At 68.6% G+C, this 16,420-nt stretch carries 6 protein-coding genes and 1 tRNA gene; 4 read left to right on the forward strand and 3 right to left on the reverse strand.

Going from position 1 to position 16,420, the window contains the following annotated elements; all coding sequences use genetic code 11:
* Window positions 1-199: 199 nt before the first annotated feature.
* Window positions 200-284: transfer RNA gene (locus HCC30_RS02170), tRNA-Leu, on the forward strand.
* Here HCC30_RS02170 and HCC30_RS02175 read toward each other — a convergent pair.
* The 3 genes from HCC30_RS02175 to HCC30_RS02185 all read right to left on the reverse strand — a co-directional run bounded on the left by HCC30_RS02175 (window position 266) and on the right by HCC30_RS02185 (window position 3,959).
* Window positions 266-1,486, reverse strand: a complete 1,221-nt coding sequence (locus HCC30_RS02175) for a recombinase family protein (RefSeq protein ID WP_169440213.1) — start codon at window positions 1,484-1,486, stop codon at window positions 266-268. The genes HCC30_RS02170 and HCC30_RS02175 overlap by 19 nt on opposite strands.
* A gap of 907 nt (window positions 1,487-2,393) precedes the next feature.
* A complete protein-coding gene (locus HCC30_RS02180) occupies window positions 2,394-2,804 on the reverse strand; it encodes a hypothetical protein (RefSeq protein WP_346776458.1) in 411 nt (136 codons plus the stop codon).
* A 198-nt stretch (window positions 2,805-3,002) separates the two neighbouring features.
* Window positions 3,003-3,959, reverse strand: a complete 957-nt coding sequence (locus HCC30_RS02185) for a hypothetical protein (protein WP_169440214.1) — start codon at window positions 3,957-3,959, stop codon at window positions 3,003-3,005.
* Window positions 3,960-4,396: 437 nt separating this feature from the next.
* Between HCC30_RS02185 and pglW the strand changes: the two genes are divergently transcribed.
* Genes pglW through HCC30_RS02200 form a run of 3 tightly spaced genes read left to right on the forward strand, consistent with a single transcriptional unit; the run spans window position 4,397 to window position 16,420 of the window.
* Entirely contained in the window at window positions 4,397-8,797 is a 4,401-nt protein-coding gene (pglW, locus tag HCC30_RS02190) for a BREX system serine/threonine kinase PglW (protein WP_346776476.1), read from the forward strand.
* Window positions 8,794-12,525, forward strand: coding sequence for a BREX-2 system adenine-specific DNA-methyltransferase PglX (gene pglX / locus HCC30_RS02195; protein WP_169440216.1), 3,732 nt, complete (start codon window positions 8,794-8,796; stop codon window positions 12,523-12,525). Before pglW ends, pglX begins: the two co-directional genes overlap by 4 nt.
* A complete protein-coding gene (locus tag HCC30_RS02200) occupies window positions 12,518-16,420 on the forward strand; it encodes a PglY protein (RefSeq protein ID WP_169440217.1) in 3,903 nt (1,300 codons plus the stop codon). Before pglX ends, HCC30_RS02200 begins: the two co-directional genes overlap by 8 nt.

Raw genomic sequence — 16,420 nt, forward strand, 5'->3', positions numbered from 1 at the left:
CTCCGCGGCAACCACCCCCACGGCACCGTCGCCCCACCGCCGGCCCGACGAGGAATCGAGAAAAGATCCGCACGAGCAACCGTGCCAATTCACCGTGAACCCGACATCAAGGCGGTAATCGCAGGTGAAGACCACTCCGAAACCTTGCTATTGTTTTCCACGTCGCCGCGGCCGAGAGGCCACGAACGACAGACACCTTGTCCGGGTGGCGGAATGGCAGACGCGCTAGCTTGAGGTGCTAGTGCCCTTTATCGGGCGTGGGGGTTCAAGTCCCCCCTCGGACACGTGCTGGTAGCCCACGGCTATCGCGAGAGTGCTGGTCGAGATGGATCTCGGCCAGCACTTTTTGTTGTGCGGGCTCGCAGTTCGGCTTCTGCTTGGTTCCGGCGGGCCTTGGTCTCGGCGATCCACTGGGTGACCAGTGTGGGATCGGCTCCTGCTTCGAGCGCGGCTCGGTGGGTGGCCAGCTGGCGTCGCACTCGGCGATGAGGGCACGGGCGGCTGTCTCGGAGGCCTCGGTGGGGGAGTGGTCCGGTTCCTCGGCGGCGGCTGATGCCATCTGATCGATGGTTTCGTCGATCCGGTGCGGCAGAAACACCTTGGCCAGCCAGTCGTCCAGGGGCTTGAGCAGCCACACTTCGCGTACGTAGACGTTGCGGGGGTGCTGGACGCGGTTGGCGAGCGCGTATTGGTCGGGGAAGCGGCAGCGGTAGTAGGCCTCGTCGTGCGCCCAGTTGCCCTGCATCTTGCGTCCGCACGGTCCGCATTCGACGGCCCCGCGCAGGGCGTAGACGTTGCGGGTGCGCCGCACGCCGTGGGCCGGGCTGCTGCGGGAGCGGGACTGGAAGATGTCCTGGGCGCGGGCGAAGGTCTCGTCGTCGACGAGAGGCGTGTGGACGATCTCCTTGGAGACGATCCACTTGTGCTGGCTGTTCCAGCGCAGTTTCGTGGTGTAGCCAAGCGACACGTCATGGATGTCCAGCAGGGACTCGTGTTTGTGCTGACGGTTCCAGACCTGTCGGCCGGTGTAGCGGGGGTTGCCGAGGATCGCGTGTACGGCAGTCTTGGCCCAGGCCCGGGTGGCGCGCAGCAACCGCACTCCCGCATCCGGCTCCCCACGACAACCCCCGCCCGCGCCCAGCACGGCCAACTCCGCGGCCACGGCGGTCAGTACTTCCTGTTCCAGCTTGGCGTGCTCGACCTCCGCGAGTCGCGGCAGCCGCGCCAGCGCCCGCCGCAGCGCCGGCACGATCAGCCCCACCGCGACGGTGTCCCACGGCTCGCCCTGCCGCGCATGCCGCACCACCGCCTCGTCCCACGTCCGGACGCGCACCCGCGCATCCGCAGCCGGATGTGGGAGCCGCGCCTGCACCTGATCCACCGGCAGGCGATCCACAGAGAGCCGAGGCGCGAAGAGCTCAGCCGGCAGCGTCAACGGCCGCGGCCCGGCAGCCAGCGCGAGGAAGGCAGCATCCGCCTCCTCCAACGGACACACGCCGGGGGCGGAGGAATTGGACGTCGAGGTCGACGAGATAGGACACATGAGCAGCTCCCCGAAGAGCGATGTACAAGGGCGCCACTCATCCCGCCAACCACCCCTGCCACCACCCCGCCACGCCCCCGCACTGCCTCAGCCACAGGTTCGCCCCAGCCCTGCCACCACCGCGCAACGCCGCGGCGAATCCCCCGACGACCAGCACCTTCGTGCACGAGGTCACCGGCGGAAATTCGCGCAGTTTTCTTCCGGCGTGCCGAGGCGCGATCAGGCCCAACGCGTCGCCGAGCCATGGCAAATCCGGTTACGACCTGTAGAAACGCGTCTCACACGGCAACAGCGGCTGGAGCGCTCTCAGGGCGGAGGGCGCGGGCCTGTCCAGCCTTCTGTGCGACTGACGTTGTTACTTGCGGGCCGCCATCCGCGTACAACGGCATGGCGCCCCGCGTCGATCGGTGCCTTCGCACACGGACGCTCACCCGAGAAATCCGCACAATTCTCCTCCGGGTGAGACAGCGGTCCAAGCCCCCGAGCCCTGTCGCTAATGCATGGCAGATCCGGCTATGACCTGCACGTATGCATGCCGGGACAGGCACAGCGGCCGGAGCGCAATCGTCGACGGCTCGACCGGGCTGCTCGTGAAGACTGTGACGCCCGGGACGTCAGTCGTCGTCGAGCTCCAGCGCGCCGCTCCCTAACGCTTCCCGCGCAGCCGCCGCCATCTTGTGAGCCGCCTCCGCCACTCGCTGCGCCTGGGCCTCACCGCCCGCACGCGCTGGGTGCAGGACCCCCAAGGCTCGCCCGCACCTCGCGCTCGTCCCCATCTAGTGGAACCCACTTCGTCCGGGACGCCGCAGGGCGCTGACGGCGACCGGTCGGCGCCGGACGGCCGCACTGCTCACTCCGGCCGCTCCAGATCGGTGTCCGCCGCCTCGATGACCCGCCCGAACAGCCAGTGCAGCCGCAGTGCACGCACCGCACCGAGGCAGATGGCGAACTCGGCAAGCCAGTGCACCCCTCCTCGATCGGAATCCGTGGTGTCGAGGATCATGGCAAGGAGGCACAGGCCAGATACGGCGAGCGTCGCCCCGAGTACACTCCGCCAGTTCCGGCGGAACTGCGGCCCCTGGACGGGATGCGTGCGCAGCAGCCGCATCCGCGGTCCTGCCGCGGCGACGTAGTGGGAGACGGCAGCCGTGACGAAACTGCCGACGAGCGCCGCAACGGTTGCGATCGCCGTGTAGATGGTGATGCGCTGCTCGCGATCGGGCCAGACCAGTACGTCTCCCCGCCCGATCGTCAGCACCACTGCCAGATGGCCTCCGACAAGGGCCAGAGTGCAGCACCAGTCGAGCCATGGACGTCCCACCCAATGGAACCACCTATCCCACCCCATCGATCCCCGCCCACTGCTCCGCCGTGCCCTGCATCACCGAAGTTCGCTGGTCAGCAACCCTAGCCACCACCGCTGACAACCGGGGCTGACGGAGGGTCCCTGTCTGGCTGGTCACCGGCAGGCGTCACGCAGGGCCTGTTCATGTGTGCGTGCCGCACCGAACACGGTCCGGACCGCGAAGGCGAGGTCCACCGAACGGCCGTCCGTGAGAGTCACCGGCACCTCGACCTGGGCGGTGATGCGATGAGACAGGAAGTCCAGTGGTTCGTAGGCCAGCGACTGCCGGTGTGGATCACGGACGGCGACCTGGCCGGTGACCGACCGGACCACTCCCGACTCGTCCACCCATTCGTCGAGATCGGGCATGAACTGCAAGACGTCGTTGCGGAGCCGAGTGGCGGCGCGATTGCGGCGCAGGCGGCTGAGCGGGTTACCGCGACGGGGCACCTTGAGGCTGAGCGTGATCGAGGTGTCCGGGTGGCGGCGCCCCAGGTTCCACAGGCTGCGGCCCACCTCTGCGTTGGCGCGCAGGCCGGACAGGGTGTCCGCGGGCGCGCCCTCCAGGGTCACGGTGAACTCGGAGACCGCCTCGATGCGGTCGAGAGTCTCGCGCGCCCCTGGGTGGATCACCGGCTTCAGGGCCACTGGGTTGCAGGGCAGGCCCACTCCGTTCAGCCATTTGGTGAGTGCGGAGATTCGCGGCGCCGACATACCGCCGTACAGGGCGCCGACGAGGTTGCCGTAGGGCAGGAAGCAAAGCGTGGTCACATGGGCGACATCGGTGCCGTCCGGGAGCTCCAAAGCACCGATGGTGCCCCGCTCCCGATTCAGCTGGTGGGGAACCTCGCCGGTGGTCTTGGCGATCAGGAGATGATCAGCCGCCGTGTCTGGGTCGACGAAACCGACCAGCTTGTCCTCGCCGCTGACCACGGTCCGTTCGCAGGGGGCGCGGGCCGCTACCCCGTCCAGGAACTCGCGCCAGGGCTGGGGCTCCATCCGAGACTCCTCGGGGCCCGCCCGGACGATCTCGAAGAAGAACACGGTGCGCTTGCGCGTCGACCTGGTCATGCCACACCCCCGGGGACCCCGTACGTCCACAAGATCCTACGACGATCGCCGGTGGCGTCCTCCGGCCCCCCGAATCTGGCTTGATCGCTACACCTTATGTCCCGTGTGTATCGCCTGTGTCGTTCCTGCTCTCCCACCTCACTCATGCTGTGCCCCCAGAGTCACTTCCGACTCCGCGCAGCCATCGTGCGGACTTTGGACAAGCCCTGCGATGCCGCCTCTCACCTGGCAGTATGTCCAGGCTGGGAGGGACTGCGATTTCGAGCTCCCGCAATTTGCCCCATACCATCGCGGGGGAATCGGAAACACGCCGAGACACCGGTGGACCGGCAGCCATGAGCGGGCATGGCCGGCAGCGGGGGAATGGAAAGGTGCGGTGAGCGTCAGTGGCGGCAGCAGGTGGCGGTCCGGTGGTCCCCAGACCTGGTCCACCTCAGGTGAAGCGCTGGTACCAGACACGGCCGTCCCCCTTCCCCTGGGAGCAGGACGCATTGGACCACCTGCACCGCCGGATGCCGGACACTGCCCCGCACTACGCCTGGGCGACCTTCTCCTTCACCGCGATGAGCGGCCGGATCAACGAGTGTGACCTGTTCGTCGCGACCCCCCGCGGCCTCTACCTGGTCGAGCTGAAGGGCCACCCCGGCCGGGTTGTCAACAGCAGCGACACATGGAGCTTCCGCGCTCCGGACGGCCGGATCCGCACCATCCGCAACCCGCTGCACCTCACCGATTTGAAGTCCAAGGAGCTCAAGTCCCGCCTCCAAGAAGCGGCCCGCTCCCTCTACCCGCGCCTGCGCATCCCGCGGATCGAACCGGCCGTCTTCCTTACCGACCCGCTCCTGAACAGCGAGCTGGACACCGTGCAGCGCACCCGTGTATTCGGACGGGACGGCGCCGATACTGGGCTGCCCGGTATCTGGGACGATTTCCTCGGGCTGCCGCCGGACCGAGAGGAGCGGCGGATCCGCGAGGACTTCGCCCGGCACCTGCCGGAGCTCATGAAGAAGATTGGAGTGCGGGCCTCCACCGCCCACCTCGACTTCGGTGACGGCTGGACACTCGCCTCCCGCCCACTGGACGCCGGCCCCACCTGGGAGGACAGGTTCGCCTCGCGCAACGAGCCGATCCACGAAGAGGGCCGGGTCCGCGTCTACCTCGTCGAGCGCATGGCCGACGAGCAGAAGCGGCGCTCCACCGCCCGCGCCGCGGAGCGCGAGTACCAAGTCCTCCAGGGCATCAACCACCGCGGCATCTCCCAGGCTGTCGCTCTGCGCCAGCACCAGGGCGGCCCGGCGATCCTCTTCCGGCACCGGGAGAGCGATCTGCGCCTCGACAACTACCTTGCGCTGCACGGCCCGAAGCTCTCCGAGACGGTCCGCCGCAGCCTGGTCCGCCAGCTCGCCGATGCCGTCCGGTACGCCCACCGCCGCTCCCTCTACCACCGTGCCCTGGCAGCCCGTTCGGTGTACGTCAGCGCTCGAGGGAACGGCTCCGCCCCGGTCCTGCGGATCATCGACTGGCAGGCCTCGGCCCGCGACTTCGATACCACCTCGCTGCGCTCGCTCGGCGAAGCCTCCTTCACCGGCGAGCACCTGGAGGACTCCGCCCAGTGCTACCTGGCCCCGGAGACCGACTCCGACTACCCCGACCCGGTGGACCTGGACGTCTTCGGCCTCGGCGCGGTCTCCCATCACATCCTCACCGGGACCCCGCCGGCCTCATCACGTACGGCCCTCAAGGAACGCCTCGCGGCCGACGGCGGCTTGCACATGTACGGGGTCAGCGACTCCGTGGACCCAGGCCTCGACGAGCTGGTGTACGCCGCCACCCGCTCCCTCACTGACGACCGGCTCGCCTCGGCCGACGCCTTCATCGACCTCCTCGACCAGGCGGAGCAGGCCAGCGCCGCCCAGGCCCTCTCGGTGGAGGCCGACCCGCTGGAGGCCACCCCAGGCCAGTCCGTCGACGGTGACTGGACGGTCGAGCGGGTGCTCGGTGCGGGTGCCACCGCCCGCGCCCTCTACGTCACCCGGGCGGTCGAGGACGAGCACGGCCGCACCGTCCGCCAGGAGCGCGTCCTCAAGGTCGCCCTGGACCAGGAGAAGAACGAGCGTCTCGCGGCCGAGGCGGCAGCCCTGAAGCAGGTCAGCAGCGGCCGCATCGTCAAGCTGTACGACGGCCCGCGCAGCCTGGCTGGACGTAGCGTCCTGGCCCTGGAGTACGCGGGCCAGGAGACACTCGGCCAGCGGCTGCGAGCGAAGGGGCGCCTCGGCTACGAGCACCTGGCCTCCTTCGGCGATGACCTGTTCACCGCCCTCGACGACCTGGCCGCCCGCGGCATGCGCCATCGCGACCTCAAGCCCGACAACCTCGGCATCACGCTGCGCGAGGACGGCGGCTCGCAGCTCATGCTGTTCGACTTCTCCCTCGCCGGCGCTTCCGACCGGGACATCAAGGCCGGTACCCGCGGCTACCTCGATCCCTTCCTGGGATCGGGAGGACGCCGGGTGTACGACGACTACGCCGAGCGGTACGCGGCCGGTGTAGTCCTGCACGAGATGGCTTCCGCTGTCCGCCCGGAGTGGGGCAGCGGCGGCGACGACCCGCAGACCGCCCTCACCGACGCAACGCCGGTGATCGCTGTCGACGCATTCGACCAGGCGCTGGCGCCGGGCCTGGAAGCCTTCTTCGAGAGGGCCCTGCACCGTGAGACGAAGCAACGTTTCGAGACTCTGCGGCAGATGCGCGACAGCTGGCGGGCCGTCTTCAGCGACGCGGAGGGCGGACGCCCGCACCCCACCGGGGAGGCCGCTGCCCTGGTCGGTCTCGGCGTGCTGCCCGAAGGCTTGACCGAGGACGACATCCGCGACCTGCAGGCCGACCGGGCCGGTCTCGGCACCGACCTCAAGACGGCAGGCCTGACCGTGCGCGCGGCGGCAGTGGCCGAGGAGTTCGGCGCCGCGACGGTGGAGGAGTTGCTCGACCTTCCACTCAACCGGTTCCGCGGCAAGCGCGGCATCGGCGCGGTGGTGAAGAAGGAGCTCAGCCGCCGGCACCGGCAGTGGACGGCGGCGTTGCGGCCGAAGAAGGGGCGGGGCTCGGCGGCGGTCTCGCCGACGCCGCCCCGGTCCGGCGCCTCGGCGGAGGAGGCGGCTGCGTCCGAACTGCTCGCCGGGGAGCAGGTCCGGCAGAACGTCGAGCGGCTCGCAGCGCTGCTCAATCCGGTGCCGGGGGGTCGCAAGGACAACAGGCGGCCGCAGGTTGTGGCGGCCTGGCTCGGGCTCGACGGGAAGGCGGAGGCGGGAGCCTGGCCGACCAACCGCGAGGTCGCGAAGACCGTGCGGGTCTCCGAGTACACCGTCTCCAAGCACCTCAAAGACGCCGTCGGCGAGTGGGTCGGGGCGGGCTGGATGTCCCTGCTCCGCGACGAGCTGGTCGAGGCCGTACGGGAGGCAGGACGCGTCATGACCGCCCGCGAACTGGCCCGCGTCCTGGTTGCCGCCCACGGCTCGGAGAGCGGGTCGGCGGACGACTCCGAGCGGGCGGCAACGGCGATGGTGCGCGCGGCTGTTGCCGCAGAGGCGGTCCTCACGGGCCGTGATGAGCAGCATGAGCCCCGGCTTGCTTTGCTGCGGCGGAGCGGACGGATCGTGATCGCTCTGGAGTCCCTGGACGGGGCGGACGCCCCGACCTCGGACGAACTGGCCGCCTATGCCATGGCGCTCGGTGAGGCAGGTGACACGATCGCCTCCGCGGAGCCGCTCCCGGCCTCGGACGGTGCGCTCCGTGACCTGCGGGCGGTCGACACCCCCGAAGGAATGCCCCCGCTGTCGGATGCGCGCCTGGTCAGCCTGGCAGCCGCCACGTCGGAAGGCGCGGCAGCCTCGCCGCGCCTGGAGCTCTACCCCCGAAGCCTGGAGCTGTGGCGGGCGCTGCAGATCTCGCAGGCTGCGGCAGGCGTACGCCGGGAGACCGGAATCAGCCTGGAGGGGCTGCTCGCGCGTCTGCGTTCCCGCTTCCCCGAGATGGCTCTCGACCGGCCCACCCATGTGGAGGTCGAGGACGCGCTTGCCAAGGCCGGCTTCCCACTCACGTACGAGCTGACCGAGAAGCGCTTCAAGCCGCCGGCCCCGGCAGGCGGGCCAGGTCTGGGCAGCAGCTGGCTGAGCTCCTCAAGCACTGGGACGCTCCCCACAGCCCAGGCCGGCCCGTCGAGCGTGGTCGGAGACGGCCGCGCTCCGGAGCAGCTGCTGCGGGCGAAGCTGAACGCGGCGGTCCGCGCAGGCGGCTTCCTCGCCCTCAACGTGCACCACAAGCGCCTTCGGGGAGCGGCGGACGCGGTGGCGGAGGCCTTCCCTGTACAGCCGGTGAACCTGGCACGGGTCTTCCTCGCCGAGTTCAAGTCGCTCGCCGCCGAGCAGGGCACCGACTGGACGAAGGTCCTCGGCGCCGACACCCGTTACACGCGCTCCGGCGCGCTGCCTGGCGGCCTTCGGTCGTACGTGGCCCGAGTATGGCCGAGGGTGGGCGAGCGGCTGGCCGAGGCGGGCAGCAGCGAACCCGGCACGGTCTTGTTCGTCCACACGGCCGGTCTCCTGGCCCACTACTACGAGGCGGGCGGCCACGACATCCTCGTCGGCCTCCAGCGCGAGGCCCGCCGCCCCGGCGGGAGCCCGCACGGCCTCTGGCTCCTCACCCCGGCCCAGAGCCAGAACGGCTACCCGGAACTGGACGGCCGTACGGTCGAGATCACCGGCGGCGATGCCGAACGGGCCGTCCTGACCCGTGACTTCCTCAACCACCTGACGACGCATCGAGAGGTACTTGCACAGTGAGCGCGCGGACCAAGGGCAAGGACGATTCGCTCCTCAAGGACCTCCGGAAGCAGGTCGCTGACCTGGAGGACGATCTGCGGGCGCGTAGCGAGTCGGAGCCCGAGTACCGGGAGAAGCTCCAGGCCGAGTACCGGCAGGCCCGGGAGGCCGAGCGGACTGCCGCGACGTATGGCGCGTGGCGCGACGAGCGGGTCACGCAGATCGCGGCCGCGTGGGTGCTCGGCTGCGTCTTCGTCCGGTTCTGCGAGGACAACGGCCTTGTCGAGCGGAACTGGCTCGCGGGTGTCGGCGAGCGCCTGAAGGACGCGGAGGACCACGACCAGGCGTTCTTCGCGAAGAACCCGGAGTTGAACGACCGTGACTGGATCATCGCGGCTTTCGACCACCTTGCGGAGACGAACCGTACGGTGGCGGGCCTGTTCGACCGGGCCCACAACCCGCTCTGGGAGATCGAGCCTTCGTACGAGGCGGCGACGGCGCTGCTGAAGTTCTGGCGCCGGGTCGCGGCGGACGGCGAGATCGTCCACCGCTTCGATGACCCGGAGCTGGACACGCGATTCCTGGGAGACCTGTACCAGGACCTGAGCGAGCACGCCCGCAAGACGTATGCGCTGCTCCAAACTCCGGTCTTCGTGGAGGAGTTCATCCTCGACCTGACCTTGGAACCGGCGGTGAAGGAGTTCGGCCTGACCCCGGTCGTCGAGATCCACGACGGGCACGGTGGCGTACGCGAACTCCCGCCGGGCCTGCGGACGATCGACCCGGCGTGCGGCTCGGGGCACTTCCTGCTCGGCATCTTCGAGCGGATGCTCGCGAAGTGGCGGGAGGCGGAACCCGGCACGGACGACATGGTGTTGATCCGGCGAGCGCTGGGGGCGGTGCACGGCTGCGACAAGAACCCGTTCGCGGTGGCGATCGCGCGGTTCCGGCTGCTGATTGCTGTGTTGAAGGCGGCGGATGCGCGGCGTCTGGACGCGCTGGGTGAGTTGCCGATTAACGTGGCGGTGGGCGACTCGCTGCTGCACGGGCGGGGTGCGGAGACGGTCACCGAGTCGTTGTTCACGGAGGAGACGTTTTTCTACCGGACCGAGGACGCGGGTGCGTACGCAGAATCGGTGGACCTGCTCGGTAAGAGTTCCTATCACGTGGTGGTGGGCAACCCGCCGTACATCACGGTCAAGGACTCCCAGGAGAACAAGAACTACAAGGAGGCATACGACGCTTGCTACCGGCAGTACGCGCTGTCGGTACCGTTCGCGCAGCGCATCTTCGAGCTCGCGATCCGGGCGGGCGGCGGGCAGCGGGACGGCGGTTTCACCGGGCAGATCACCGCGAACTCCTTCATGAAGCGGGAGTTCGGCAAGAAACTGATCGAGGAATTCTTCCCGAAGGTCGACCTGACGGACGTCATCGACACCTCCGGGGCGTACATCCCGGGGCACGGGACGCCGACGGTCATCCTGGCGGGGCGGAATAGGAACCAGCTGGCGGCGGACCGGGTGCGGGCGGTGCTCGGTGTGCGAGGGGAGCCGGGGCAGCCCGAATTGCCTAGCGACGGATTGGTGTGGCAGGCAATTGTGGATCAGCACCGGGCGCCTGGCAGCGAGTCCGAATGGATCTCGGTTGAAGACGCAGAGAGAAATCGCTTTCTGCAGCACCCTTGGGCCTTGGGTGGCGGGGGTGCAGCGCCCCTGCAGGCGAAGATTGAGAGTGGCACCCGCCACATCTCGGAGCTGGCCGACGACATCGGATCAGGTGCTGTAACGCGGGAGGACAGCGCATACCGAGTAGGTGCCGGGGCGTTGCGTAGGCATGGCATTTCCGAGGAGTTTCAGCGGACCCTCCTCGAATCAGAGAACTTGCGCGACTACGGGTACGACGAACCCGTGATTGGCCTGTGGCCTTACGGTGATACGACCCTTGAAGCCCGAGCGACACAGGCGATCGAGCGGTTTCTATGGCCAGCGCGAGTGATCCTGCGTGGGCGTATCGCGTACGGAAAGAATCAATTGGAGCGTGGGCTGCAGTGGTTCGAGTACTCGATGTTCTTCCCAGGCAAGTACGCGACGCCTCTATCGCTCACATTCGGTTTTTTCGGAACGCACAATCACTTCACACTTGATCGCGGAGGGAATATCTTCAACCGCTCCGCACCGGTCATTAAGCTCTCGAAACAGGCCGGTGAAAACCAGCACCTGGAGCTCCTTGGAGTCTTGAATTCGTCCACTGCGTGCTTCTGGCTCAAGCAAGTGAGCCACGATAAAGGAATTCGAGGCGAGGCTGGCGGCTTTACAAGCGACGACTGGGAGCGGTTCTATGAGTTTTCGGTAACGAAGCTCAAAAAGTTTCCGGTCCCTGACGCGTTGCCATTGGCTCTCGGTCGAGAGCTCGACGCCATAGGGCGGAATCTGGCCATTCGCGAGCCCTCCGCGATCACTTCAGCAGAGGCGCCGACCCGCGCTCGACTCGATGCGGCGCGTGTCGCGCATGCTGGCCTCCGCGCTCGAATGATCGCCCTCCAAGAGGAGCTTGATTGGACCGTGTACGGGGCGTACGGGCTGCTGTCACCCGCCGAGGTATCCCGCACTACCCTGTCCGGCGACCTCGCCGACGTGCCTGGCATCGCCCTCGGCCAGCGCGCCTTCGAGATCGTGCTCGCGCGCAAGGTGCGGGACGGCGAGGCCGAGACCGTCTGGTTCACGCGGCACGGCTCGACGCCGATCACCGAGATTCCCGATGAGTGGCCCGACGCCTATAAGGCCGTCGTGCAGGCCCGGATCGATATGATCGAGTCCGACAAGGACATCCGCCTGATCGAGCGCCCCGAGTGCAAGCGCCGCTGGTCCACCGACCCCTGGGAGAAGCGCGAGAAGGCGGCCCTGCGGACCTGGCTGCTCGACCGGTGCGAGGACCGTTCCCTCTGGTTCCACATCCGGGACGGGTTCGAGCAGCCCCGTACCCTCACCACTGCCCAGCTCGCCGACGAGCTGGAGAAGCGGCCGGACGCCGAAGCCGTACGGAATACGGCCGCGTTGTACGCCGCCCACCTCGGCAAGCCGAACCTGTCTCTGGCCGCCGTCCTCGCGGACGTGACCGACGCGGAGCACGTCCCGTACTTGGCCGCGTACCGGTACAAGGAGTCCGGTCTGCGCAAGCGCACCGACTGGGAGAAGGTCTGGGACCTTCAACGCAAGGAGGACGAGGACGGGACGCGCCTCGACATTCCCGTCCCCCCGAAGTACGCCTCCGCGGACTTCACTAAACAGAGCTACTGGTCCAACCGTGGCAAGCTCGACGTCCCCAAGGAGCGCTTCGTCTCCTACCCGGACGCCAGCCCCGACGCCGACACCTCCCTCCTCCTCGGCTGGGCCGGCTGGGACCACCGTGACCAGGCCACTGCGCTGCTCGACCTCGTACAGAACCGCCGCCGTCAGCACGCCTGGCCCGAGGAGCGGCTGCTTCCTCTCCTCGCCGGGATCGCCGAGCTGATGCCCTGGCTGCGGCAGTGGTTCGGCGAGGTGGACGAGGAGTGGGGCGAGCAGTCCGCCGCCGAGGAGCTGCAGAGTTTCCTCGACGGTGAGTTGGACGAGCTCGGAATCGCCCGTACCGCGCTGCCCGCCTGGCGGCCGCAGAAGAAGAGCAAGGCGCGCAAGGCCACAACGGCCGCCAAGAAGAAGATGACGAAGACGGCGATGCAGACGGAAGAAGGCGCGCACAGCCATGAGTAACCGCACCAGCCACGGCGATCTCTACCTGCGCGACGTGCTCAACCTGCCCGAGTCCGTCCTCGCCGGGTCGTTCAAAGTCGATCTGTCCGAGGGCATCGATCAGGTCGAAGAATCCGTGGATCAGTACGTCGTCACGCCCAACATCGACAAGGCGCTGCGTCGCGCACTCAGCGTCGTACGGGAGTCGGTGCGTACGGGCAAGCCCAACGCGTCTTACCTGCACGGGTCGTTCGGTTCCGGCAAGAGCCACTTCATGACCGTGCTGCACGCGATCCTCTCCAACTCCCCGGCCGCACGCGGCAAGCCGACCCTTCAACCGATCATCGCCGACCACGATTCCTGGCTGCGGGACCGTAAGTTCCTCAAGGTGCCCTTCCACCTCGTGGGCGCGACCGACCTGGACTCGGCGATCCTCGGCGGCTACGTCCGCTACATCCGCGAAGTGGAGCCGACCGCCTCCGTGCCGCCGGTATACCGGGCCGACGCGATGCTCGAAGACGCCCGCCGGCAGCGGGAGTTCTTCCAGGACGACGCCCAGTTCGTGCGCTGGCTTGGAGATCCCGCTCTGCCGCAGGAGGAGGCCGCCACCGCCGCCAGCACCCCCGAAGACGACGACCTGGACGACCTCGAGGACCTCGACGCCAAGGAGGCGCCCAAGGTCTGGACCCCTGCTCTGCTCGACGAGGCTTTCGACGCCGCCCCCGGCGACAAGGCCCGCGACTGGCTGGCCTCGGCACTCCTCTCCGGCCCGTACTCCTCGTACACGCAGGGCGCGCTCGGTGCGAAGGATGCGTTCCTGCCGCTGGAGAACGGCCTGGACATCATCAGCCGGCACGCCAAGTCCCTCGGCTATGACGGGCTCATCCTGTTCATCGACGAGGTGATCCTCTGGCTGCAGGCGCACCTCAAGGACCGGACGTTCGTCAATAACGAGGTCAACAAACTGGTCAAGCTGATCGAGTCGGGCACCGGCGGCCGTCCGCTGCCGATCGTCTCCTTCATCTCCCGGCAGCGCGACCTGTCCGAACTCATCGGTGCCAACACCGTCGGACTGGACGCCAAGAATCTAGAGGGCCAGCTCAAGTACCTCGCGGGCCGGATCGACCCGATCGACCTGGAGGACCGCAACCTCCCGGAGATCGTGAAGGAGCGCGTCCTCAAGCCGAAGGACGACGCTGCGCGCGCCGCGCTCGACGCGGCCTTCGCCGGCATCGAGACGTCCAACCAGTCGGTGCGCGACGTCCTGCTCGACCCGCAGGGCGCCACCCACGCCGACTGGGCGGACTTCAAGGCCCTTTACCCGGTCTCCCCTGTGCTCTTGAACGTCCTGGTCGCGCTCTCCGGAGCCCTTCAGCGCGAGCGCACCGGGCTCAAGCTGCTCCAGCAGCTGCTCTACAAGCGGCGCGACGACCTGAAGGTCGGCCAGCTGATCCCGCTCGGCGACCTGTGGGACGTACTCGCCGAGGACTTGAAGGGCGCCTTCACCGAGCGACTGACCCATGAGGCGGAGGCCGCCGACCGCTTCCACGGCAAGGTCCGGGAGTTCCTCCTGGAGAAGTACGGTTCTGCCGACGACCCGAAGTTCATCGCCGACGAGCGCTTCGTGAAGACCTTGCTGCTCGCCTACCTCGCCCCCGAGGTGCCCGCCCTGGCCCGGCTCACCGGCCCCCGCCTGTCCGCGCTCAACCACGGCTCGGTGCGCTCCCGCACCGGGCAGGAGGACCGGATCGTCGTCACCCGGCTGCGGGACCTGCAAGCCCACTTCCCTGGCGAGCTGCGCACCGAGGGGACCGCTGACCCGGTGTTCACGCTGCACCTCTCCGACCTTGACGTCGAGCCGATCCTGGACAGCGTCGGCGAGAAGGACACCGTCCCTGCCCGCAAGCGCTGGGTGCACGAGTGGCTGTGGCGGGAGCTGGGGGTCGTCGACGACGGAGGCTTCGTCGCCACGCGGGAGATCGTCTGGCACGGCACCAAGCGCACGGCCGAGTTCGTCTTCGAGAACGTACGGGACCGGCAGCTGCTGCCGTCCGCCCAGTTCGAGCCGTCCTCGGCGGACCGGATCCGCTTCGTCGTCGACTACCCCTTCGACGAGGAGGGCTCACCGAGCGCGGACGAGAACCGGGTCCGCGAGCTCCAGCAGGAGAAGCCGCAGGCGGCGACCATCGTCTGGATCCCCTCCTTCCTGGCCACCCAGCGGATCAACCAGCTCGGCCGACTCCTGAAGATCGACTACCTGCTCGACCGGGACCACCTCAAGGACTTTGCCACCCACCTCTCCTCCGACGACCAGATCCGGGTCAGGCACCAGCTCGAGGCCCAGCGCGAGACGCTCACCGCGAACCTCGGCACCGTCCTGCACCAGGCGTACGGCATCAACAAGGGCAGCGACACCGACCTGGGGTCCGAAGTCACCGACGGTCGCCATGTGCACGCGCTGTACGCCGGGCACATCCCGGAGCTACACCGCGGCGGGGTCTTCGAGTACAACCTGCTGAAGCTCGCCGACGGTCTGCTCGACGCGATATACCCCAAGCACCCCAACTTCGACCGCGCAGAGAACCGCAAGCCGGTCACCCCCGCGCAGTTCAAGAAGGCGTACGGCTGGATCGTCAAGGCCATGGACGACGGCTCCCGTCGGGTAGTGGTCGACAGCTCCGACCTGGCGCTCGTCGCGAAGATCGTGCACCCGCTGGAGCTCGGCGAGGTGCACGACGGCCCCCTGAATGTCTCCACCGACTGGCGCCGTGCCATCGAGCAACAGGCGGGCAAGCACCAGGCTAAGGGCGACTTCAAGGCCGAGGACATCCGCCAGTGGATCGCCGAACTCGGCTGGACCGGCCTGGACCGGATCGTGTCCAACCTGGTGATAGCTACCTACGCGCTGATCGCGGACCGTTCCTGGCTCTACAACGGCGAGCCGAGGCCGGCCCCGCCCCTCGACCAGATCGGCCCGGGTTGGACCCTGAGAGCCCAGGAACTTCCCGGCGCCGAGGAGTTCGCCGCCGCGCACACCCGGGCCGCCGCCGTCTTCGGCACCAGTGTGCCCACCGTGCTCTTCGCCCGTAACGTCAATGCGCTCGCAGAGCACGTACGGGAGAAGGCGGAGGCCCGCGAGGACGCCGTGGACGAACTGCGCCGCGCCCTGGAGGGCTACCGCACCTCCCTCGGGATCACTGGCACGGAGCCGACGGCGCGTGAGCGCGCGGTGCGCGACGCCGCCGACCTGCTCGCCCGCATCCGGCAGACACCGGAGCCGACCCCGCTCGCCCGGGACCTCGCGGCGGCCTCCTACGCCACCACCGACGTCGTCCTCGCCAAGACTGTCTCGTCGGCGCAGCAGGTCCTGGCCGCGCTCGACGGAACCGATTGGGAACTCGTCGACAGCCTGAGCGCCTACACCGGGCGCGGGGACACCCTCGCTGACCGTTCAAGGCACCTCTTGGCCGAGATCGCCGAGGCGGCGGCCAAGGACGAGTTCGACACCGCACTCGCCCCGGTACTGACCGGCACCCGCAGCAGGGCAGTCGCACTGATCAACGAGGCGGCACGGCTCAGCACCGTGGCGCAGCCCACACCGCCGCCCGCTCCCGTCGCCCCCCGCCCCGCCGACGCCGAGGACGTCAGCCTGACGACTCACGCAGAGCCGGCGGTCCCCTCCACGCGACCAGACGCCCCACAGTGGGGTGCCCCGACGGAGCCCGTCGCCCGCCGCGCTCGGAAGGTGCTCGCGGCCGGCGACAGCAGCGTCCTGGAGGAGACGCTCGGCGACGCGCTGTCCGGAGTCCAGGACGAAATCCGCACTTATGCGGCTGCACACCCCGGAGTGGAGATCGAGATCAACTGGACGGTCGTGAACCCGGAGACCGCCGGCGACGCGGGCGGCGAGAGCTGA

Origin of the sequence: Streptomyces sp. HNM0574, assembly GCF_012726235.1 — a bacterium.
Lineage (GTDB): Bacteria > Actinomycetota > Actinomycetes > Streptomycetales > Streptomycetaceae > Streptomyces.